The organism is Streptomyces sp. NPDC037421, from assembly GCF_055602105.1.
The window spans coordinates 1-20,516 of sequence record NZ_JBVJWV010000054.1; the positions used below are offsets into that span (position 1 = coordinate 1).

Here is a 20,516-nt window from a genome sequence, read left to right on the forward strand (position 1 = left end):
GTCCACCTGCGGCAACAAGGGCTCTATTCGCTCCCACGCCGCGTCCGTCAACTCACCTCGACCTGCCACAAGATCAATTATCAGACACGCCTTAGGGCGCGACGGCACCCCCGGGGAGGCGGCCGCCATGGTGTCCTTCCTCGCCGGGCCGGACTCCGCGTACGTCACCGGGGCGGAGTTCTCGGTGGACGGCGGCCACGCCGCGTGAGGGAACGCCTGTGGGGCGCACCGCGTGCGGTGCGCCCCACAGGGCCGTGCCCGGGCCCCGGGGGTGTCGGCCCCCGGGGCGGGTCACGAGGCGGAGCGGATCAGCCGCCCAGCTCCTGGTGACGGGCGGCGTGCGCGGCCGCGCCGCCCTCCGTCAGCGAACCGAACAGGCGCAGGCGGGAGAAGCCGCCGTCCGGGAAGATGTCGATCCGCACGTGGGTGCCGACCGCCGGGGCGTCCAGCACGAAGCGGTGGTTGGTGTCGGGCTGCAGGCGGGTGCGGGGCAGGAACTCCGTCCACTCGCCCTCCTCGCCCGTCTTGATGGACAGCGAGGCCCAGCCGGCCGAGTTGCCCTTGAGGTAGGCGGTGTCGATCTCCACGGCGCGGATCTCGGACTCGGCGACGAGCTGGTAGCGGATCCAGTCGTTGCCGTTGTCGCGGCGGCGGGCGGTCTCCCAGCCGTCGTCCATCTTGCGGGAGCGGCCCGGGTTGATGGTGTTGGTCGGCGGGGAGTAGAAGCGGTTGGACGCGTCCTCGACCGAGCCGCCGTTCTCCAGGGCGACGACGTCGAAGGTGCCCAGCACGGCGAGCCACTTCGGGTCGGGGCGGACCTCGCCGTAGACGCGCAGGCGGGCGATGCCGCCGTCCGGGTGCTGGTTCAGGCGCAGGTGCGTGAAGCGCTGCTCGACGTTGACCTCGAAGCCGTTGGCCGCGTGGCCGCCGACCGGGGTGCGCTCGACGAGGGTCGTCCACTTGACGTCGTCGGAGAGCAGCTCGGCCTCGGTCGGGGAGCCCTCGACGGACGTGCCCTGGATCGACACGGCCTGCGGCATGTTGCCGCGGAAGTGGGCGGTGTCGACGACGATGCCGCGGATGACGCCGGGGGCGCCGAGGCGGATCAGGGCGTAGTCGTGGTCCTCGGCGGTCGGCCAGGGCTGTTCGGCGGACACGCCGCGGCGGCGGCGGGTCTCCCAGCCGTCCATGACCTTGCCCTTGTGCCCGAAGTGCTCGGGGTCGAAGTGGCCGGCCTCGGCGATCAGCAGGTTCTCGCGCTCGGCGAAGAACTCGTCGTTGGCGGCGATGACACCGGCGCCCAGCTCGCGGGCGGCGAGGTTCGCGTACTGGGTGAAGGGGAACTCCGCGGTGCGGTAGTCCGCGTACGGGTCGCCGCCCCCGTACGGGTTCGCGTTACCGGTGAAGGAAGCCGATCCAGTCGAACGCTGTGCCACTGTCAGTTCTGCCTTTCAAGGAGGAGGCCCGTGGGCTCGGTCGGGGTCCCGTGGTCGGCGATCTGCGTGCCGCGCAGCCAGGTGGACTTCACGACGCCGTGCAGGGTCTTGCCCGCGTACGCCGTGACCTGGTTGCGGTGGTGCAGCTCGGCCGGGTCCACGGTGAAGGTCTCTTCGGGGGCCAGGACGGCGAAGTCGGCGTCACGGCCGGCCTCGATGGCACCCTTGGCCGCCAGGCCCGCCAGCGCGGCCGGGGCGGTGGACATCCAGCGCGCGACCTCTTCGAGGGTGCGGCCGCGCTTGCGGGCCTCGGTCCAGATGGCGGGGAGGCCCAGCTGGAGGGAGGAGATGCCGCCCCACGCGGTGGCGAAGTCGCCGGTCTTCAGGTCCGCGGTGGAGGGCGAGTGGTCGGAGACGATGCAGTCGATGGTGCCGTCGGCGAGCGCGTCCCACAGGACGTCCTGGTTGGCGGCCTCGCGGATGGGCGGGCAGCACTTGAACTCGGTGGCGCCGTCCGGGACTTCCTCGGCGGTGAGGGTGAGGAAGTGCGGGCAGGACTCGACCGTGATCTGCACGCCCTCGGCCTTGGCCGCGGCGATCAGCGGCAGCGCGGAGGCGGAGGACAGGTGCAGGACGTGCACGCGGGCGTTCAGCCGCTTCGCCTGGGCGATGAGGTTCTGGATCGCGGTGTTCTCGGCGTCCTGGGGGCGGGAGGCCAGGAAGTCGGCGTACTTGGGGCCCGGGTTCTGCGGGGCGGACTCCAGGTGGTGCGGGTCCTCGGCGTGCACGATCAGCAGGCCGCCGAAGCCGGTGATCTCGGCGAGCGAGGTGGCCAGCTGCTCCTGGTCGAGCAGCGGGAACTCGTCCACGCCCGAGGGCGACAGGAAGCACTTGAAGCCGTAGACGCCGGCGTCGTGCAGCGGACGCAGGTCCTTGACGTTGTCCGGCAGGGCGCCGCCCCAGAAGCCGACGTCCACGTGCGCCTTGGTCCGGGCGACCTCCTGCTTGACGCGGAGGTTGCCGACCGTGGTGGTCGGCGGCAGCGAGTTGAGCGGCATGTCGACGATGGTGGTGATGCCCCCGGCCGCGGCGGCGCGGGTGGCCGTCCAGAAGCCCTCCCACTCGGTGCGGCCCGGGTCGTTCACGTGGACGTGGGTGTCCACCAGACCAGGGAGCAGGACGTCGTCGCCGAAGTCCTCCAGCCGGGCTCCGGCCGGTACCTCGGCGTCGTACGCAAGCACGGCCGCGATCTTCCCGCCGGCGACGGCCACCGAGGCGGCGCGCGTCCCCTCGGGGGTGATGACGCGCGTCGAGCGCAGTACCAGTTCCACTGCCGCTTCGGCCACCGGAACCTCCCCATCTACTTCCACAGAGCGAAATTCAACGTTCTGTTGACGGAGTCTTCACCCCGATCCGGGGCCAGTCAAGAGCGCCCGGACGGACCGCTGACACGCTCGCGCCCCAATTGGATGTTTCCACAGGATGGAATTAAGATTTCACTATCCAGAATGTAGCTACCACCACCGGGGTTCGGGCGGGTAACTTCCCGAGGACGTCCACCACCAGGACAAACCACCTCTGACCGGCGATGACGGCGAGGGCCCGGCTCTAGGGCCGACGTCGACCGACCGGTAGGCTGCTCCCTTGCCTGCCAGCACCGAAAGGACCGCGCCGTGCCGACGTCCAGCGCCAGCACCACCGACGCTTCCGCCAAGCCCACCGCCGGCGGCGGTGGCGTCCAGTCCCTTGAGCGCGCCTTCGATCTGCTCGAACGCATGGCCGATGCCGGTGGCGAGGTCGGCCTCAGCGAGCTCTCGGCCGCCAGCGGCCTGCCGCTGCCGACCATCCACCGCCTGATGCGCACCCTCGTCGCCTGCGGGTACGTCCGGCAGCAGCCCAACCGACGGTACTCCCTCGGCCCCCGCCTCATCCGCCTCGGCGAGTCCGCGTCGCGGCTGCTCGGCACCTGGGCCCGCCCCTACCTCGCCCGTCTGGTCGAGGAGACCGGGGAGACCGCGAACATGGCCCTGCTCGACGGCGACGAGATCGTCTACGTCGCCCAGGTGCCGTCCAAGCACTCCATGCGCATGTTCACCGAGGTCGGCCGCCGCGTCCTGCCGCACTCCACCGGCGTGGGCAAGGCGCTGCTCGCGCACACCCCGGCCGACGAGGTCCGCGCCCTGCTGGCGCGCACGGGGATGCCCGCCGCGACCGAGAAGACCATCACCACCCCCGAGGGCTTCCTGGAGGCCCTGGAGCAGGTCCGCAGGGTGGGCTACGCGGTCGACGACAACGAGCAGGAAATAGGAGTCCGCTGCCTGGCCGTGTCGGTGCCCGACTCGCCGACCGCCGCCGCGATCTCCATCTCCGGTCCGGCGGGCCGGGTGACGCAGGCGGTGGCCGAGTCCTTCGTGCCGATCCTCCAGGGTGTCGCCGCCGAGCTGTCGGTGGCCCTGCAGAGCCAGACCCCGGCGTAGGCCCCGCAGGCACGACGAGAGCCCCGGCACCCTCCCCCTGTGGGGGTGCCGGGGCTCTCGCGTGTGCGGGCCCGGGTGCCCGCGTACGCGGACTCGTACGCGTGCTCAGGCCGCCGGGACGGACGCGGACGGCGGTTCGGCGGGGGCGGCCGGCGTACCGGGGGTGAGGCGGCCGTCGGCCATGACCGCCGTACGGTCCATCCGGTCCAGGTGGGCGCGGTCGTGCGTGACCAGCACCGTGGCGGTGGAGCGCTCGCGGGTGAGGGCGACCAGCAGGTCGAGGACCGCCGCGCCGCGCTCGTGGTCGAGGGCGCTGGTCGGCTCGTCCACCAGCAACACGGCCGGCTCGTTCATCAGCGCCCGGGCGATGTTCACGCGCTGGCGCTGGCCGCCGGACAGCTGGTGCGGGCGCCTGTCGGCCTTGTCGGCCAGGCCCACCGCGTCCAGCAGCTCCAGGGCGCGGCGGCGCAGCTGCCGGGAGGGTCGGCCCGAGACGTGGGCCATCACCTGGAGCTGCTCGACGGCGGTCAGCGAGGCCAGCAGGTTCGGCTGCTGGAAGACGATGCCGATCCGCTCCCGGCGCAGCGCCGACTTCTCGGCGGGCCCGAGCCGGCTGGTGTCCCGGCCCGCGACCACGACCCGGCCTGAGTCCGGGGTGACCAGGGTGGCCGCCACGGCCAGCAGGCTGGACTTCCCGGAGCCGGAGGGCCCCACGATCGCGGTCAGGGAGCCCGCGGGCACCTCCAGGGACACCGCGTCGAGCGCGGTGAGGCGGCCGTCCCCGTCGGGGTAGGTGAGCGTGACGTCGTCAACGAGCAGGGTCATCGGGCGCTCCCCAGGGCGGTCAGCGGGTCGACGGCGGTGATCCGCCGGATGGACAGGGCCGCGCCCAGCGCGCCGAGCACGATCATGATCGCGGCGGGGGCCAGCACGGTGGCGGCGTCCAGGACGAAGGGCACGTCGCCGCCGCTGATCAGGGCGCCGATGCCGGCCGCGAGCGCGGTACCGGCCCCGGTGCCGATCCCCAGCATGACCACGGCCTGGCCGAGGGCGTCCTTGAGCAGGTACGGGGTGGAGGCGCCCAGCGCCTTCAGCACCGCGATGTCACCGCTGCGCTGGATCGTCCAGACGGTGAAGAAGGCCCCTATGACCAGGGCGGAGATGGCGAAGAGGAAGCCGCGCATCAGCTGGAGCGAGCCGTTCTCGGCCTGGTAGGACCCTATGGCGCCCAGGGCCTCCTCGACCGTCCGGGTCTTCGTGCCCGCCGCCTCGTCGCCGGCCGCCCAGTCGGTGTCCCCGGAGCCGTCGAGGGCGATGACGGTGGCGACGGTGTCCGGGGAGGTGCCGGGGTTGCCGACGCGCTGCCAGTCGTTCAGGTCCGCCCAGACGACCGGGGTGTGGCTGTAGGCGGCCGTGCCCGAGACGGCGGCGACGGTCAGCTCCAGCGTCCCGATCCTGACCCGGCTCCCGGCGGTGAGCCCGCCGAGCTCCTTGGCCGCCTTCTCGGTGAGGACCGCCCGGCCCTGGCCGAGCCCCGCCCCGGCGGGTGCGAGCCGGCCGGCCGGCTCGACGCCGAAGACGGAGACGGCGGCGGTGCGCTCACCCGCGACGGCGTTGGTGGTGCGGATGCCGAGCGGCTGGGCGGCCTTGACCCCGGGCTGCCCCCGCCAGGCCTTCCAGGCGCCCTCGGGCAGCTGGGACTGGGTGAAGGAGACCTTCTGGTCCCCGGCGGGCGCCGCGAAGGCCAGGTGCGAGGCGGGCAGCCCGGTGACGGCCGAGATGTTCTCCCGGGCCAGCCCGGAGGTGAGCCCCGACAGCAGGCCGACCAGCAGCGTGATCAGCAGTACGACCGAGCCCATGAGGGCGAAACGGCCCTTGGCGAACCGTAGATCTCTCCATGCGACGAACATGTCCCCCACCTTGGTGTCGCACGCGGGCCCGGGGCATCGCGCCACGGTAGGCATCCTGCTGTCGAAGGTGGCATCCGGACATCAAACTTTCGGTTGACCGGGGGCCCGGACCGCCCGCTTACGCTGGTCGGACGATGTCTTCCGCACTGCCCTCCCGCCCTCTGACCCCCGTCACCCGCGTGCTGCGGCTGTGCCTGCACGCGCTGTTCCTCGGGCTGCTCGCGCTGGCCTGTGCGCGGGCCGTCGCCGACTCCGCGCCGCGCGCCGGGTGGGTGACCGGCCTCTGCGTCCTGCTGGCCGCCGTCTACGCGGCGGGCGTACGGGCCCCCGCCGTGCACCGCTCGGCACGGGCCGCCGGAGTGTGGCTGGCCGGGGTGGGCGCGGTGTGGGCCGCCCTGCTGGCCGTCTCCCCCGACGGGGTGTGGATCGCCTTCCCGCTGTACTTCCTGGAGCTGCACCTGCTGCGGCTGCGCTGGGGCGTGGCGGCCGTCGCGGTCACCGCCTGCGCGGCCATCGGCGCCTTCTTCGGACACAGCGGCCTCGCGCACGGCGGCTCCGTCAACCCCGGGGCCTTCCTCGGGCCGCTGCTGGGCGGGGCGGTGGCCGTCGCCACGGTGCTGGGCTACCAGGCCCTGTACCGCGAGAGCGAACGCCGCCGCGAGCTGATCGAGGAGCTCATCGCCACCCGGGCCGAGCTGGCGGCGGCCGAGCGGGGCGCGGGGATCCTCGCGGAGCGGGAGCGGCTCGCGCGGGAGATCCACGACACCCTGGCCCAGGGCCTGTCCTCCATCCAGCTGCTGCTGCGGGCGGCCGAGCGGGCGCTGCCCGAGGACGCGCCGGCCGCCGGACACATCGCCCGGGCCCGCGGGGCCGCGCAGGACAACCTCGCCGAGGCGCGCCGCTTCGTACGCGCCCTGACTCCCCCGGACCTGGAACACGGCTCGCTGGCGGCGGCGCTGGAGCGGCTGTGCTCGGGGGCCCCGGGCCCGCGCGTGCGCTTCTCCGTCAGCGGCACCCCCCGGGTGCTGCCCACCCCGTACGAGGTGGCCCTGCTGCGGATCGCCCAGTCGGCGCTGGCCAATGTGGTGCGGCACGCGGGTGCCGGGCGGGCGGAGATCACCCTGACCTTCATGGACGGCTCGGTCACCCTGGACGTGGTCGACGACGGCCGGGGCTTCGACCCCGCCGGCGCCGCCTCCGGCGAGGGCGGCTTCGGCCTGCCCGCGATGCGGGCGCGGGCCGGGTCGCTGGGCGGGCTGTTCACCGTGGAGTCCGACCCGGGCCAGGGCACCGCCGTGGCCGTCACCCTGCCGCTGCCCGTGGAGGCCTGACCATGACCATCCGGCTCCTGCTCGCCGACGACCACCCCGTGGTCCGCGCCGGGCTGCGCGCGGTGCTGGACACCGAGCCGGACTTCGCGGTGGTCGCGGAGGCGGCGACGGCGGAGCGGGCGGTGGAACTGGCCGCCTCCGAGCCGGTGGACGTCGTCCTGATGGACCTCCAGTTCGGGGCCGGGATGCACGGCTCGGCGGCCACGGCGGCGATCGCCGCGCGGCCCGGCGCACCCCGGGTGCTGGTGCTGACCACCTACGACACGGACGCCGACATCCTGGCGGCGGTGGAGGCGGGCGCCTCGGGCTACCTGCTGAAGGACGCCCCGCCGGAAGAGCTGGCGGCGGCGGTCCGCACGGCGGCGGCCGGCCAGTCGGCGCTGGCCCCGGCGGTGGCGCTGCGGCTGATGGACCGGATGCGCACCCCGGCGGAGGCGCTGACGAAACGGGAGCTGGAGGTGCTCCAGCTGGTCGCGGACGGGCTGTCGAACCAGCAGATCTCGAAGCGGCTCTTCCTCAGCCAGGCCACGGTCAAGTCCCACCTGGTGCACGTCTACGCCAAGCTCGGCGTCGACTCGCGCACCTCCGCCGTCGCCGCGGCCGCCACCCGCCGGCTGATCCGGACGCCGTAGCGGGCGGGCGCCGCGTACTCCGGGCGGGCCCGGCAGGGCCGCGGCTCACGCCACCCAGTACGGCCGCTCGACCCCCGGAGCCAGCGGAACGCCGTCGTGGAAGGCCGCCGCGAGGCGGCGTACGCCCTCCTCCAGGCGGTCGGCCGGCAGGGTGTACGGGATCCGCAGGCGGTGCTCGAAGGTGCCCGGGTCGACCCCGAAGCGGGCCCCGCGCCCGATGTGCACCCCGGCGGCAGCGGCGCGTTCCGCGAGGGCCGAGCTGACCGGCTCGCCGAGGTCCACCCAGAGGGAGAGGCCGCCCGGCGGCAGCTGCCAGGACCACTCGGGGGTGTGCCGCTGGAGCGCGGACACCAGGGCCGCCCGCTGGGCGCGCAGCTGCGCCAGCCGGTCGGGCAGGGTCCGGTCCAGGCCCTCCAGCAGCGGGAGCGCCACCACCTGGTCGAGTACGGAGCCGGTCATGTCCGCGGAGACCCGTACGGCGGTCAGCTCGGCGATCAGCTTCGCGGTGGCCCGGACCCAGCCCACCCGCAGGCCGCCCCAGTGCGTCTTGCTCAGCGAGCCGATGGTGATCACGTGGTCGGCGCCCGACCGGGGGGCGAGCGAGGCCAGCGGCGCCGGGGCGGGCACGTCGAGGGCGATGTCGGCGATGGTCTCGTCGACCACCAGCCAGGTACCGGTGGCCCTGGTAGCCGCGAGCAGCCGCAGCCGCTGCTCCTGCGGCATCAGGGCGCCCGTCGGGTTGTGGAAGTCCGGGACCGCGTACGCCAGGCGGGGCACGGTCTGGCGCAGCGTGGACTCGGCGATCTCCATGTCCCAGCCGCTGTCGGAGACGGCGATGGACCCGGTGCGCAGGCGGGCGTGGCGCAGGGCGTCGAGGGCGTTGGCATAGGTGGGGTTCTCGGTGACGACCCGGTCCCCGGGCCGGCAGAGCAGGCTGACCACGAGGGCGAAGGCCTGCTGGGCCCCGGCGGTGACCAGGATCTGCTCGGGGCGGGTGGGCAGTCCTCGCCGGGTGAAGCGGTCCGCGACGGCCGCGCGCAGGTCGGGCAGCCCGAAGGGGTGGTAGCCGGGGGTGCGGGTGAGTCCGGGCAGCCTCGGGGCGGCCCGGGCGAGGGCTTCGGCGAGGCTGCCGTCCGGGGCTCCCATCGCGGCGATGGCGAGGTCGATGCCGGGCTCCCCGTCGGCGCTGTGGCCGCCGGCGCCGAGCAGCGCGTGGGCGCCGACGGGCCCGTGCCCGTCGGGGAGCTCGGTCCAGGTGCCGGAGCCTCGCCGGCTGCGTACGTAGCCGCTCTCGCGGAGCAGGTCGTAGGCGGCGGTGACGGTGGCGCGGCTGGCGCCGACCGCCTCGGCGAGCTCGCGCTCGGCGGGCAGCCGGACGTGCAGGGCGATCCGGCCGTCGAGGACCAGGGTGCGGACCGCGTCGGCCAGGGCCCGGTAGCCGGGGCGGGCCAGCACCTCGGGCGGGAGCAGTGCCGCGAGCTGACGGCTGCCGATCGTCCTGTCCGCCGTATGGACCACTCGCCCGTTTGCCATGCCAACCTCCCCTGATTGGCTCTGCCAGCCAGGCCAATCCGGGTCCAGACTCGCGGTATTGGCCCCCGATTGGCAAGGAGTGCTCCACGATGCCGTACGACCTCTTCACCGATCGTGACGAACGGGCCCTGGCGGCCGCCGCCGAGAACCGGATCTCCGAGCCGCTGCGGATCGGGGCCGCGCTGGCCTCCGTACGGCGGCTGCTGGCGGGGCTGCCACCCGTTCGGGGGAAGGGGCGGCGAGAATCGCCGACATGTCAGCAGTCGAACACTCCCGCGAAGCCGTCCCCGGCCGGCCCCCTGCCCCTGTGACGTCCGCGCCCGGGGAGACCCCGCCGGTCATCGCCGGCCTGCTCCTGGCCGCCGGCGGCGGGCGGCGGCTGGGCGGGCGGCCCAAGGCCCTGCTCACCTACCGCGGGCGCCCGCTCGTCGAGAACGCCGTGCGCGTGCTGCGCGAGGCCGGCTGCGGGCCGGTGCACGTGGTGCTCGGGGCCTCGGCCGCGGAGGTGCGCGAGCGCGCCGACCTGGCGGGCTGCGTGGTCGTGGACAACCCGGACTGGGCCGAGGGGATGGGCTCCTCGCTGCGGGTCGGCCTCGCCTCCCTGGCCGGTACGGGGGCCCGCGCGGCCCTGGTGTCGCTGGTGGACCAGCCGGGCATCGGCCCGGCGGCGGTGGCCCGGGTGCGGGAGGCGTACCGGTCGCCGTCGAGCCTGGTGGCGGCGGCGTACGACGGGGAGCGCGGGCATCCCGTGCTGTTCGGGGCGGACCGCTGGGCGGACATCTCGGCGACCGCGACCGGGGACCAGGGTGCGCGCGTCCACCTGAAGAACCACGCCGCCGAGGTCATGCTGGTGGAGTGCGGGGACGTCGCGGCCGCCTTCGACATCGACACCCCGCCCGACCTGGCACGTCTGGACTGAGCGGGGCGTGACCGCGATGGCACTGAGGGCCACCGGCAAGCGGAATCTGTCGACTCAGAGAATCTCGACATCAACAAACCATTGAACTTCCACCATGAGGAAATTACTATCCACTGGTCAGAAGCGCCCTGAACCCCCAGACGGCGCCCGCGACCGTTACCCGGAACTCTCCACACCCGACGGCACTGCGTGCCGTCTCGCGCGAGCATTCCCCGCGGCCGCCAGGCACCGCCGCTGAAGGAGTGACAGATATGTCCGCACCAGCGCCGTCCCCGCTGGCCATCGTCGACGCCGAGCCCCTGCCCCGGCAGGACGAAGTCCTCACCGAAGCGGCTCTCGCCTTCGTGGCCGAGCTCCACCGGCGGTTCGCCCCCCGCCGCGCCGAGCTCCTCGCCCGACGCGGCGAGCGGCGCGCCGAGATCGCCCGCACCTCCACGCTCGACTTCCTCCCGGACACCGCACAGGTCCGCGAGGGCGACTGGAAGGTCGCGCCGGCCCCGGCCGCCCTGAACGACCGCCGCGTGGAGATCACCGGTCCGACCGACCGCAAGATGACCATCAACGCCCTCAACTCGGGCGCCAAGGTCTGGCTCGCCGACTTCGAGGACGCCTCGGCTCCCACCTGGGAGAACGTCGTCCTCGGCCAGCTCAACCTCATCGACGCCTACGAGCGCCGCATCGACTTCACCGACGCCCGCACCGGCAAGGCGTACGCCCTGGGGCCCGCCGACCAGCTCGCGACCGTGGTCATGCGCCCGCGCGGCTGGCACCTGGAGGAGCGCCACCTCAGCTTCGAGGGCGGCCCGGCCTCCGGCTCCCTCGTGGACTTCGGCCTCTACTTCTTCCACAACGCCCAGCGCCTGATCGACCTCGGCAAGGGCCCGTACTTCTACCTCCCGAAGACGGAGTCGCACCTGGAGGCCCGCCTCTGGAACGACATCTTCGTCTTCGCCCAGGACTACGTGGGCATCCCGCAGGGCACCGTCCGCGCGACCGTCCTGATCGAGACCATCACCGCGGCCTACGAGATGGAAGAGATCCTCTTCGAGCTCAAGGACCACGCGGCGGGCCTGAACGCGGGCCGCTGGGACTACCTGTTCTCCATCGTCAAGAACTTCCGGGACGGCGGCGAGAAGTTCGTCCTGCCGGACCGCAACGCGGTGACGATGACGGCCCCCTTCATGCGCGCCTACACCGAGCTGCTGGTCCGCACCTGCCACAAGCGCGGCGCGCACGCGATCGGCGGCATGGCGGCCTTCATCCCGTCCCGCAAGGACGCCGAGGCCAACCGGGTCGCCTTCGAGAAGGTCAAGGCCGACAAGGACCGCGAGGCGAACGACGGCTTCGACGGCTCCTGGGTCGCCCACCCCGACCTGGTCCCGATCGCCATGGCGTCCTTCGACGCCGTCCTCGGCGAGAAGCCCAACCAGAAGGACCGCCTCCGCGAGGACGTCTCCGTGGCGCCCGGCGACCTGATCGCGATCGACTCGCTGGACGCCAAGCCCACCTACGAGGGCCTGCGCAACGCGGTCCAGGTCGGCACCCGCTACATCGAGGCCTGGCTGCGCGGCCTCGGCGCCGTCGGCATCTTCGGGCTCATGGAGGACGCCGCCACCGCCGAGATCTCGCGCTCCCAGATCTGGCAGTGGATCAACGCCGGAGTCGTGTTCGAGAACGGCGAGCGCGCCACCGCCGAACTGACCCGCAAGATCGCCGCCGAGGAGCTCGACGCGATCCGCGCCGAGGTCGGCGACGAGGCCTTCGCGGCCGGGAAGTGGCAGCAGGCCCACGACCTCCTGCTCCAGGTCTCCCTGGACGCCGACTACGCGGACTTCCTCACCCTCCCCGCGTACGACCAGCTGGTCGGCTGACCCTCCCTCACGACCTGCACCACCTTCTTCGGCTGAATCGCACAGCAGTCGAGCACGGCTCCGCCCCCGCCGCCGCGAAGGCGCCGGGGGCGGAGCCGTTTTCGCGAGCGGGGCGTGCGCACCCGCTAATCCGGACGGCGGCCCTCACCCCCCGCCGCCCCGGCCCGAAACGGCCTCTGCACCCGACCGACCGGTCGGACGTTACTGCATCGTAACGTGACTGTACCTAGCGGTAACAAGTGGGCGCGTGCCACCTTTCCGATGCCACCGGCGCCGGCGGTACCCCCACTTTCCAAGCCACGCACCGAAGTTGTTGGCGACTTCGGCGTGGCCGACCGCAGGAGTTCCGCAGTGATCGGATTCCGAAAGGCCGGCAAGGGCCGGGCCGCCCCGCGTCGTGTGCGACGACTGGCCGGCGCCGGGATGGTACTGCCGCTCGCGGCCGCGCTGCTCGCCGGCGGGGCCGGGACGGCCGTGGCCGGGCCCGGGACGGGACCCACCGCCGTGGTGTCCATGGGCGACAGCTACATCTCCGGCGAGGCCGGACGCTGGAAGGGCAACAGCCTGACCAACAGCGGGAACAGGAACGGCACCGACCGGGCGTGGGTCAGTGGCAGTTCCTACGATCCCGCCAAGGTCTACGGCACCACCGCGGGCGGGTGCCACCGCTCCGACTCGGCCGAGGTGCTGAGCGCCGGCGCCATCGCCGAGACGGCGGTGAACCTGGCCTGCTCCGGGGCGGTTTCGCAGAACGTCTTCCGCGCCTCCAACGGGGGCGTGGCCTACAAGGGCGAGGCGCCGCAGGCCGACCAGCTCGCGGCGGTGGCCGCGAGCCGCAACGTGAAGGTCATCGCCCTGTCCATCGGCGGGAACGACCTCGGCTTCGCCGACATCATCAAGGACTGCGCGTACGACTTCGTCCTGTGGGGCTCGTACTGCTACGACGACCAGCAGGCCGGGGTCGACCAGAAGATCGACGGCGTGATGGCCGACGTCGGCAAGTCGGTCGACGAGATCCGGGCCGTGATGCGCCAGGCCGGGTACACGGACTCCTCGTACCGGATCGTGCTCCAGTCCTACCCGTCCCCGATCCCGCGGGGCGCGGAGAACCGGTACACCCAGAGCGACTGGAGCCGGCTCAACACCGGCGGCTGCCCGTTCTGGAACCGGGACTCCGACTGGGCCCGGGACTCGCTCGTGCCGCAGATCGCGAACCGCATCAAGGGCGTCGCGGCGGCCAAGGGCGTGCAGTTCCTGGACCTGCGCGACATGCTCCAGGGCCGTGAGGTCTGCGCGAAGGCCAGCAAGCAGGTCAGCTCCACCGTCCCCGCCTCGGGGAAGACGAGCGAATGGGCCCGCTGGATCGACAACAACGAGTCGCAGGGCCTGATCCAGGAGTCCATGCACCCGAACTGGTTCGGGCAGCTGGCCGTCGGCCGCTGTCTGGCCCTGGCCGTGGCCCAGTCCGCGGACTCGGCCTCCAGCTGCAAGAACACCGCCGGGGGCGACCACACCGGCATGTTCCTGACGGCCGCTCCGTAATTCGGAGGAGGACCGCGGGGCGGGCTGTCATGATCAGGCCATGGCAGCCCGTCCCGCGCGTCCCAGTCTCTACGTCTCCGTCGACATCGAGGCCGACGGCCCGATCCCCGGCCCCTATTCGATGATCAGCTTCGGCGCGGCCGTCGCCGGCCGCCAGGACGGGGCCGTGTACACGGCCGCCGACCCGGAGCGGCAGACCTTCTACCGGGAGCTGCGCCCCATCAGCGACCGGTACGTGGACGCCGCCCTCGCCGTCAGCGGCCTGGACCGCGAACGCCTGCTCCGCGAGGGCGCCGACCCGGCCGCGGCGATGGCGGAGTTCCGGGCATGGGTGCGGGAGGTCTCCGCCGGGGCGCAGCCGGTGATGTGCGGCTACCCTGCCTCCTTCGACTGGACCTTCCTGTACTGGTACCTGATCGAGTTCGGCGACGACAGCCCCTTCGGCCACTCCGGCTGCCTGGACATGAAGACCCTGTACGCGGCCAAGGCCCGGGTCCCGCTGCGCGCGGCCGTGAAGGGCCGGATGCCCCGCGAACTGCGCTCGCGGCGCCGCCACACCCACCACGCGCTGGACGACGCGGTCGAGCAGGCGGAGCTGATGAGCAACCTGATGCTCTGGCAGCCGGACCCGGACCTCCCGCAGCCTGTCTAGGCGGCGCGGTCCGGGCCCGTCAGGGCCGCCAGGGCCGTGGTGAAGGCCGCGCGGCAGCGGAGCCAGTCCGGGTCCGGGGAGGGCGCGTGCAGGGCGAGGAGCTTGGGGAGGAGGTCCGCCGAGAAGGCGCGGGCCGCCTCGGCCGGGAGGAGGGACGGGAGGTTGTCGATGGCGATCACGTCCACCGGCGGACCCCCGCCCGGCAGCCGCCGCGCCGGGGCCGTCCAGTCGGTCAGCCGGTCGTACACGGGGAGCAGGTGCAGCTCTGATCCGGTGTCACAGGTGATGTCGGCGATCACCGAGAGCCGCCGGGGGGCGGCCTCCAGGTCGGCCGGGGTCAGGAAGGGCGGTACCGGCCGGGTGGTGAGCACCGCGTTGACCAGGATGTCGTGGCCGAGCAGCGCGGCCCGGTCCAGGCTGCGGGTCGCGGTGCGGTCCCAGCGGGTGACCGGGATCCCGGCGGTGGTGAGGGCGTCGCAGGCACCGCGCCCGCTGCGGCCGCCCGCGCCGATGACCAGCGCCCGCAGCCCGTCGGGGGCCGCCGCGCGCAGCCGGGCGTCCAGCTCGGGCCGGGGCAGCGGGGCCAGCGGTGCCGTGAGGGCGCCGCGGGCGTGCAGCGCGGCCAGGGCGGCTCCCGCGTACCCGGCCCAGTAGCCGAAGGCGGCCAGCCTGCGGCCCTGCGCGTCGGCGAGGTACTCCAGGTCGAGCAGGGTCCCGCCGCCCGCCGCGAACCGGCGCAGCAGCTCGGGAGCCTGGGCCTGGCCCTTGTAGGCGTGCCCGAAGTAGACGTGCCGGTGGTGCAGGAGCTCGGGCGTCGGCGGGAGCTCCTTCAGGCCGAGGACGTACGCGGACCCGGGCGCGGCCCGCGACCAGGAGCCGGCCGGCGCGGTGCGGCAGCCGGCGGCCTCGTAGGCGTCGAGCGGGAAGACCCGGTGGCCGGACTCCTCCACGGTGATCCGTACGCCCTGCCGGACGAGCCGCACGGCGTCCTCGGGGGTCAGGGGGGCGCGCCGTTCGGTGGGCCGGGTCTCGCTGCGCATCCAGAGCTGCGGGGTCTCGGGCATCGCTGTACCACCTGTCCGGTCGGAAGGGGTGGGCTCATGCGATGTCTTTCCGCGTCCTTGACGCGGTACGCCGGACCGGCGCCGGAACTCCGGGCCCGGGGGCACCTCGCGCCCCAGGCGGTGACCTGCGGCTCAGAGTTCCGGCAGCAGGTCCCTCAGCGTGCTCCGGGAACCCTCCGCGTGCGCCGCCCGGAAGTCCTCCGGGGTCATGCGGGCCCGCAGGGTCCGCTCGGCGCGGGGGGTGCAGGCGGCGGCCGGGCGGTTGCCGGAGACCGCGCCGAGCAGCTTCGCGGATTCCTCGTAGTGGCCGAGACCGGCCTCCAGTTCGGCCAGCAGCTCCGCCGAGAGGGCCTGGCCGAGCCGGTCCCCGAGGGCCAGCTGGATCTCCAGGGCGGCCACCAGCCGGGTCCGGGCCAGCGCGGGGCGGTCCTTGCGCCGCTGCACGATCGCGTGGGCGTAGTCGGACCAGGACCGGGCCCACAGGTCGGCGGGGGTGCCCGGTTCGCCGACCCCGACGGGTACGGACGCCGGGTCGGTGTGCGCGAGCGCCATCGCGAGGGCGGCCCGCAGTGCCTCCCGTCCCGGTCCGAACTCCGGGTCCTGCGGTAGCTGTTCGAGGGCTTCCCGGTACTCGTCGGCGGCCGCGCCGGGCCGGTCCTGCCACAGGGCCGCGGTGCCCCGGGCGTGCGCCAGGTAGGCCAGCGCGGCGTCCTCCCCCTCCAGCACGGCCGCGCTCCAGGCCTCCACCAGCAGCGGATCGGCGGCGCCCGCCCGGCCGAAGGCGGCGGCCAGACAGGCCGCCAGGCACAGCGCGCGGGCCGGCCGGGGCTCCGGGTGCAGGGCGAGGGCCCGCTCCAGGTGCCGGCGCCCCTCCGCCTCCAGCCCGCAGGCCGACCAGAGGAACCAGAGGGACACGGCGACCTCCAGCGCCCCCGCCGGGCCGGCCTCGGACAGCGGGTCCATCGCGCGGCGCAGCTCGGGCAGCTCCCGCAGGGCCAGGGCGCGCGCCTGCGGCTGCGCCCCCGACCGCCACAGCCAGGCCGCCCGTTCGGCGATGACCCGGCACCGCTCGTGGTGGCGGCGCTCGGCCAGCGCCGCTTCGGTGCCGGGGGCGTGCGCGAGCCGCCGGGCCTCGTAGGCCCGTACGGACAGGGGCAGCCGGTAGCGGCCCGGTTCCCCGGGCTCCGCGAGCAGCGCGGGGGCGAGCCGCCGCAGGGTCTCGGCGGCGTCCTCGGGGCCGAGTTCGCCGAAGCCGCAGACCTGCGCGACGGCGGCCTCGTCGAAGGAGCCCGCGAAGACGGACAGCCGCGTCCACAGCAGCCGCTCCCCCGGCGAGGACGGCCGGTGCGCGCGCAGGACGTCGGCCCCGCCGATCCGGCCCGTTGCCTCGGCCAGGAAGCCGAGCGGGTCGGCGGTCAGCCTGCGCAGCGCCTCGGCCGGGCTGTAGCGGCCGGCGCGCCCGGCGGCCAGCTCCAGCGCGCCGGGGATCCCGTCGAGGGCGCGGCACAGCGCGGCGACGGCGGCGGCGTTGCGGTCGGTGAGCTCGAAGGAGGGGTCGGCGCCGCGCGCCCGCTCCGCGTAGAGGCGTACGGAGGCGTAGCCGGAGGCCTCGGCGGCATCGACGCACTCACCGCCGCCGTCGGCGCCGTCGGAACCGGCACCGACGGCGATGTCACCGGCGGGCCGACTGGCCGGATTTGGTGGTTCCGGCGGCAGGGGAAGCGGGCGGACAACGACCTCCACCCCTTCGTGGAACCCGAGAGTCCGTTGCGAGGTGGCCAGAATTCGCACCCGGGGCAATCGAGCCAGCAGCCGGCCCGCCAGGACCCCCGCGTGCTCCCCGAGCCGCTCGCAGCCGTCGAGCACCAGCAGCGCCCCGCAGCCTTCGAGCCGCCGCTCCAGCTCCTGCGCCAGAGTGCCCCGCAGCGGTCCGGGCAGGCTCGCGAGGTCGGCCCACACCACATCGGCGCCCTCGGTGCGGCCGAGGGCGCGGACGGTCCGCACGGCCAGCCGCGTCTTGCCTATTCCCGCTGGCCCGACCAGGCTGACCAGGCGTTCCGTGCCGAGCAGGGCCGTGGTGCGCGCGAGCTCGCGCTCCCGCCCCACGAAGCTCGACAGTTCGGCCGGCACCGCGTGGCGCAGGTTCGAGCCGGGGTCCCCCACACGTCCTCCTCCTGCTCTCCTCGAGGCCCACTCGACCGCCTGGTGACATGGCCGGGCCCACGAGGAGAGATGATCAGCCGAAAGCAGGGTTGGCCGGCCGATGGCCGGGAGAACCACCAGGGGAAGGTATGAACTCGGCCATTTCCGCCATCGACGACACCGACCGGGCGCTCGTCCACGCACTCCAGCTCGCCCCCCGCGCCAGCTGGGAGCGCCTGGCACAGGTCCTCGGCGCGCGTCCCGAGACCCTCGCCCGCCGCTGGGAGCGGCTCACCTCCGCCGGCGACGCCTGGGTCTCCGGCATCGGGCTGCGTACGGGCACGCAGGCGCCCTGTATGGCGTGGGTCGAGGTGACGTGCGCGGCGGGCGCCGCTCCTGCGGTGGGCGCGGCCCTGACCGGCGATGCCCACACCATGGGCGTGGAGCACACCACGGGCGACCGCGACCTGCTGGCCTTCGTCGCCGTGCCGAATCTGCACATGCTGTACCAGTACCTCTCCTTCCGGGTGCAGCGGATGCCGGGGGTGGTCGCCACCCGCTCCTCGGTGGTCACGGCCGTGCACGCCTCCCCCGACCGCTGGCGCCTGGACCAGCTGACGCCCGCCCAGACCGGCCTGCTGACCGGGCGCGGCCGCCGCGCGGGAGCCGCGGCCTCCCCGGCGCCGGTCGCCCCGATGCCGGAGGAGGACCGGCCGCTGGTGCTGGCGCTGGCCGCGGACGCGCGGCGCAGCGTGGCCTCGCTGGCCCGTGAGTCGGGGATGAGCGAGTCGACCGTACGGCGCCGCCTGGGCCGCCTGGAGGCGGGGCAGAGCCTGCGCTACAGCTGCGCGATGGCCTCGGGGCTGACCGGCTGGCCGGTGTCCGCGACGGTGTGGGCGGAGGTGCCCGAGCACGAGGTGGCCGACTGCGCGGCGGTGGCCTCGGGGCTGCGCGAGACCCGGACCTGCATGTCCGTCAGCGGCCGCTGGAACTTCATGATCGGTGCCCGGCTGCGCACCGTGGAGGAACTGTCCCGCTACACCGCCGACCTGACGCGGAGGATGCCGGGGCTGCGCGTGGCCGACACGGTGGTGGCCCTGCACGTGCGCAAGTCGGAGGCGCAGGAGCTGGACCGGACGGGCCGTCGGGTACGGACGGTCCGGCCGGACATATGGACGGACACGACGCCGGTGGCCTGGGACGAGGCCCTGCCGTACGGGACCGGCCGCCCGCACGGGCCGGCGTAGGGCCCGTGCGGGGTGGGGCGCGGGAGCCACGCCGACGCGCGGCGGCGCGCACGCCACACCCGCAGTGGGTGACGTACGCGCCGCCGCGCGCGGCGCCCGGTCCCGGCCCGGCGGCCGGGTCGCCGGGGTCAGTGGACGAAGGCAGGTTCCGCCGCGGCCTCCGCGGCCGCGTCGCGCTTCGCGCCGAGGTGGTTGAAGGCCAGGTTGAGCAGGATCGCCACCACGCACCCGGTGCTGATGCCGGAGTCGAGGACGACCAGCAGGTCCTTCGGGAAGGCGTGGTAGAACTCCGGCGCGGCGATCGGGATCAGGCCGATGCCCACCGAGGCGGCGACGATCAGGGCGTTCTCGCCCTTCTCCATGGCCGCGCCCGCCAGGGTCTGGATGCCGCTGGCCGCGACCGAGCCGAAGAGGACCACGCCGGCGCCGCCGAGGACGGGCAGCGGGACGACCCCGATCACGGAGGCGGCCATCGGACACAGGCCGAGCAGGATCAGGATGCCTCCGCCGGCCGCGACCACGAAGCGGCTGCGCACCTTGGTCATCGCGACGAGCCCGATGTTCTGGGCGAAGGCGCTGCACATGAAGCCGTTGAACAGCGGGCTGAGCGCGCTGCCGAGGGTGTCGGCGCGCAGGCCGCCCTCGATGGTCTTCGCGTCCGCGGGCCGCCCGACGATCTTGCCGAGGGCCAGGATGTCGGCGGTGGACTCGGTCATGCAGACCAGCATCACGATGCACATCGAGACGATGGCGGCGACCTGGAACTGCGGGGCGCCGAAGTGGAAGGGGGTCGGGAAGCCCACGACGGAGGCGTTCTTGACGGCGTCGAAGCTGGTCATGCCCAGCGGGAGGGCGATCAGCGTGCCGGCGACCAGGCCCAGCAGGATGGATATCTGCTGGAGGAAGCCGCGCAGGAACTTCCGCATCACCAAGGCGATCGCCAGGGTGAGGGCCGCCATGCCGATGTTCTGCATCGAGCCGTAGTCGGCGGCGGCGCGGTTGCCGCCCTGCGACCAGTTGAAGGCCACCGGGAGCAGCGAGACGCCGATCAGGGTGATGACGGTGCCGGTGACCACGGGCGGGAAGAAGCGGACGAGCTTGCCGAAGTAGGGGGCGGCCATGAAGCCGACCAGTCCGGCGACGATGATCGCGCCGAAGATGACGGGGATGGCGTCGTCCCCCTCCCCCTTGCCGATGGCGATCATCGGGGTCACACCTGCGAAGGAGACGCCGTTGACGAAGGGGAGCTTGGCGCCGATCTTCCAGAACCCGAGGGTCTGGAGGAGGGTGGCGAGCCCTGCGGTGAAGAGCGACGCGCCCATCAGGAAGGCGGTCTCGGTGGCGGAGAGGCCGACCGCCGGGCCGACGATCATGGGCGGGGCTACGACACCCGCGTACATGGCGGCCACGTGCTGGAGACCGCTCGTGAACATCTTCAGCGGAGGCAAGGTCTCGTCGACCGGGTGCTTCTCCTCCGGTACTGCGACTGCATCTTTGCGAAACCTGGGCGTTGCGGCCACGGCTTCCTCCGGTCGGTTAAACACGTCGGCAGGGACGTGGGTGTCATGGAGGTGGTGCGAAAGCGTGCTGGTCGAGCCTGTATGGAGTTGTGGGTGCTGCTACTTCTTGTCCCAAGGGGTGCGGAATCGATTCGCCCAAAATCGGCTCCACGCGGTGGCTCCATGCCCGTCCAGGGCTGGTGGTGCCGTGGCAGTGGCACGAGGCGTGCGTCGCTGCGGTGCGGGTGTCACGAGTCACCG

General features: G+C 73.7%; 17 protein-coding genes and 1 pseudogene. 10 read left to right on the top strand and 8 right to left on the bottom strand.

All coding sequences use genetic code 11. From position 1 onward, the window contains the following. Positions 1-88: 88 nt before the first annotated feature. Positions 89-208 (top strand): annotated as a pseudogene (locus ACZ7IF_RS37395) (SDR family oxidoreductase); the annotation flags it as partial. A 100-nt stretch (positions 209-308) separates the two neighbouring features. On the opposite strand, the gene alc reads toward ACZ7IF_RS37395, so the two are convergent. Both alc and allB read right to left on the bottom strand, forming a co-directional pair. Continuing rightward, positions 309-1,436, bottom strand: coding sequence for an allantoicase (gene alc / locus ACZ7IF_RS37400; RefSeq protein WP_470981264.1), 1,128 nt, complete (start codon positions 1,434-1,436; stop codon positions 309-311). 2 nt (positions 1,437-1,438) lie between these two features. After that, positions 1,439-2,782 carry an allantoinase AllB gene (gene allB, locus ACZ7IF_RS37405; protein WP_470981266.1) on the bottom strand — a complete coding sequence of 448 codons (1,344 nt, stop codon included), beginning with the start codon at positions 2,780-2,782 and terminating at the stop codon, positions 1,439-1,441. Between the two features lie 327 nt (positions 2,783-3,109). Between allB and ACZ7IF_RS37410 the strand changes: the two genes are divergently transcribed. Further along, positions 3,110-3,913 (top strand): IclR family transcriptional regulator, encoded by an 804-nt coding sequence (locus tag ACZ7IF_RS37410; RefSeq protein WP_007267406.1) that lies wholly within the window; start codon positions 3,110-3,112, stop codon positions 3,911-3,913. A gap of 105 nt (positions 3,914-4,018) precedes the next feature. Here ACZ7IF_RS37410 and ACZ7IF_RS37415 read toward each other — a convergent pair whose 3' ends face one another. Then, positions 4,019-4,738: an ABC transporter ATP-binding protein gene (locus ACZ7IF_RS37415; protein ID WP_470981268.1), complete on the bottom strand. Its 720-nt coding sequence runs from the start codon at positions 4,736-4,738 to the stop codon at positions 4,019-4,021. Continuing rightward, positions 4,735-5,823, bottom strand: coding sequence for an ABC transporter permease (locus ACZ7IF_RS37420; RefSeq protein WP_470981270.1), 1,089 nt, complete (start codon positions 5,821-5,823; stop codon positions 4,735-4,737). Before ACZ7IF_RS37420 ends, ACZ7IF_RS37415 begins: the two co-directional genes overlap by 4 nt. A 134-nt stretch (positions 5,824-5,957) precedes the next feature. On the opposite strand from ACZ7IF_RS37420, the gene ACZ7IF_RS37425 reads away from it, so the two are divergent. Both ACZ7IF_RS37425 and ACZ7IF_RS37430 read left to right on the top strand, forming a co-directional pair. Further along, positions 5,958-7,154, top strand: coding sequence for a sensor histidine kinase (locus ACZ7IF_RS37425; protein ID WP_470981272.1), 1,197 nt, complete (start codon positions 5,958-5,960; stop codon positions 7,152-7,154). Positions 7,155-7,156: 2 nt separating this feature from the next. Further along, entirely contained in the window at positions 7,157-7,786 is a 630-nt protein-coding gene (locus tag ACZ7IF_RS37430) for a response regulator (RefSeq protein WP_470981274.1), read from the top strand. Between the two features lie 45 nt (positions 7,787-7,831). Here ACZ7IF_RS37430 and yczR read toward each other — a convergent pair whose 3' ends face one another. Then, the gene (yczR, locus tag ACZ7IF_RS37435; RefSeq protein WP_470981276.1) at positions 7,832-9,319 is read right to left on the bottom strand and encodes a MocR-like transcription factor YczR; all 1,488 of its coding nucleotides are present in this window, start codon (positions 9,317-9,319) and stop codon (positions 7,832-7,834) included. A gap of 89 nt (positions 9,320-9,408) precedes the next feature. Between yczR and ACZ7IF_RS37440 the strand changes: the two genes are divergently transcribed. The 5 genes from ACZ7IF_RS37440 (at position 9,409) to ACZ7IF_RS37460 (ending at position 14,303) form a co-directional block, all read left to right on the top strand. Beyond that, the gene (locus ACZ7IF_RS37440; RefSeq protein ID WP_470981278.1) at positions 9,409-9,630 is read left to right on the top strand and encodes a hypothetical protein; all 222 of its coding nucleotides are present in this window, start codon (positions 9,409-9,411) and stop codon (positions 9,628-9,630) included. After that, the gene (locus ACZ7IF_RS37445; RefSeq protein ID WP_470981280.1) at positions 9,573-10,238 is read left to right on the top strand and encodes a nucleotidyltransferase family protein; all 666 of its coding nucleotides are present in this window, start codon (positions 9,573-9,575) and stop codon (positions 10,236-10,238) included. The genes ACZ7IF_RS37440 and ACZ7IF_RS37445 overlap by 58 nt, the downstream gene beginning before the upstream one ends. Positions 10,239-10,489: 251 nt before the next feature. After that, positions 10,490-12,109, top strand: a complete 1,620-nt coding sequence (gene aceB / locus ACZ7IF_RS37450; RefSeq protein WP_470981282.1) for a malate synthase A — start codon at positions 10,490-10,492, stop codon at positions 12,107-12,109. Between the two features lie 261 nt (positions 12,110-12,370). Further along, positions 12,371-13,651, top strand: a complete 1,281-nt coding sequence (locus ACZ7IF_RS37455) for a GDSL-type esterase/lipase family protein (RefSeq protein WP_470981284.1) — start codon at positions 12,371-12,373, stop codon at positions 13,649-13,651. 40 nt (positions 13,652-13,691) lie between these two features. Then, positions 13,692-14,303, top strand: a complete 612-nt coding sequence (locus ACZ7IF_RS37460; protein ID WP_470981285.1) for a 3'-5' exonuclease — start codon at positions 13,692-13,694, stop codon at positions 14,301-14,303. Here ACZ7IF_RS37460 and ACZ7IF_RS37465 read toward each other — a convergent pair. Both ACZ7IF_RS37465 and ACZ7IF_RS37470 read right to left on the bottom strand, forming a co-directional pair. Then, a complete protein-coding gene (locus ACZ7IF_RS37465) occupies positions 14,300-15,367 on the bottom strand; it encodes a saccharopine dehydrogenase (RefSeq protein WP_470981287.1) in 1,068 nt (355 codons plus the stop codon). The two genes, ACZ7IF_RS37460 and ACZ7IF_RS37465, sit on opposite strands and share 4 nt — an antisense overlap. A gap of 132 nt (positions 15,368-15,499) precedes the next feature. After that, positions 15,500-17,530 (bottom strand): ATP-binding protein, encoded by a 2,031-nt coding sequence (locus ACZ7IF_RS37470; protein ID WP_470981289.1) that lies wholly within the window; start codon positions 17,528-17,530, stop codon positions 15,500-15,502. Between the two features lie 128 nt (positions 17,531-17,658). Here ACZ7IF_RS37470 and ACZ7IF_RS37475 point away from each other — a divergent pair, with 128 nt between their 5' ends. Beyond that, positions 17,659-18,756: an Lrp/AsnC family transcriptional regulator gene (locus tag ACZ7IF_RS37475; protein WP_470981290.1), complete on the top strand. Its 1,098-nt coding sequence runs from the start codon at positions 17,659-17,661 to the stop codon at positions 18,754-18,756. A 128-nt stretch (positions 18,757-18,884) separates the two neighbouring features. Here the strand turns inward: ACZ7IF_RS37475 and ACZ7IF_RS37480 are convergent, their stop codons facing one another. Then, positions 18,885-20,276 carry a nucleobase:cation symporter-2 family protein gene (locus tag ACZ7IF_RS37480; protein WP_470981292.1) on the bottom strand — a complete coding sequence of 464 codons (1,392 nt, stop codon included), beginning with the start codon at positions 20,274-20,276 and terminating at the stop codon, positions 18,885-18,887. Positions 20,277-20,516 lie beyond the last annotated feature (240 nt).

Bases quoted from the DNA above. Each gene is read 5' to 3' on its own strand.
- ACZ7IF_RS37475 (WP_470981290.1), top strand. From the start codon at position 17,659: ATGAACTCGGCCATTTCCGCCATCGACGACACCGACCGGGCGCTCGTC.
- ACZ7IF_RS37455 (WP_470981284.1), top strand. From the start codon at position 12,371: ATGCCACCGGCGCCGGCGGTACCCCCACTTTCCAAGCCACGCACCGAA.
- ACZ7IF_RS37440 (WP_470981278.1), top strand. From the start codon at position 9,409: ATGCCGTACGACCTCTTCACCGATCGTGACGAACGGGCCCTGGCGGCC.
- ACZ7IF_RS37430 (WP_470981274.1), top strand. From the start codon at position 7,157: ATGACCATCCGGCTCCTGCTCGCCGACGACCACCCCGTGGTCCGCGCC.
- yczR (WP_470981276.1), bottom strand. From the start codon at position 9,319: ATGGCAAACGGGCGAGTGGTCCATACGGCGGACAGGACGATCGGCAGC.
- ACZ7IF_RS37425 (WP_470981272.1), top strand. From the start codon at position 5,958: ATGTCTTCCGCACTGCCCTCCCGCCCTCTGACCCCCGTCACCCGCGTG.
- ACZ7IF_RS37445 (WP_470981280.1), top strand. From the start codon at position 9,573: ATGTCAGCAGTCGAACACTCCCGCGAAGCCGTCCCCGGCCGGCCCCCT.
- aceB (WP_470981282.1), top strand. From the start codon at position 10,490: ATGTCCGCACCAGCGCCGTCCCCGCTGGCCATCGTCGACGCCGAGCCC.
- ACZ7IF_RS37420 (WP_470981270.1), bottom strand. From the start codon at position 5,823: ATGTTCGTCGCATGGAGAGATCTACGGTTCGCCAAGGGCCGTTTCGCC.
- ACZ7IF_RS37465 (WP_470981287.1), bottom strand. From the start codon at position 15,367: ATGCCCGAGACCCCGCAGCTCTGGATGCGCAGCGAGACCCGGCCCACC.
- ACZ7IF_RS37460 (WP_470981285.1), top strand. From the start codon at position 13,692: ATGGCAGCCCGTCCCGCGCGTCCCAGTCTCTACGTCTCCGTCGACATC.
- ACZ7IF_RS37415 (WP_470981268.1), bottom strand. From the start codon at position 4,738: ATGACCCTGCTCGTTGACGACGTCACGCTCACCTACCCCGACGGGGAC.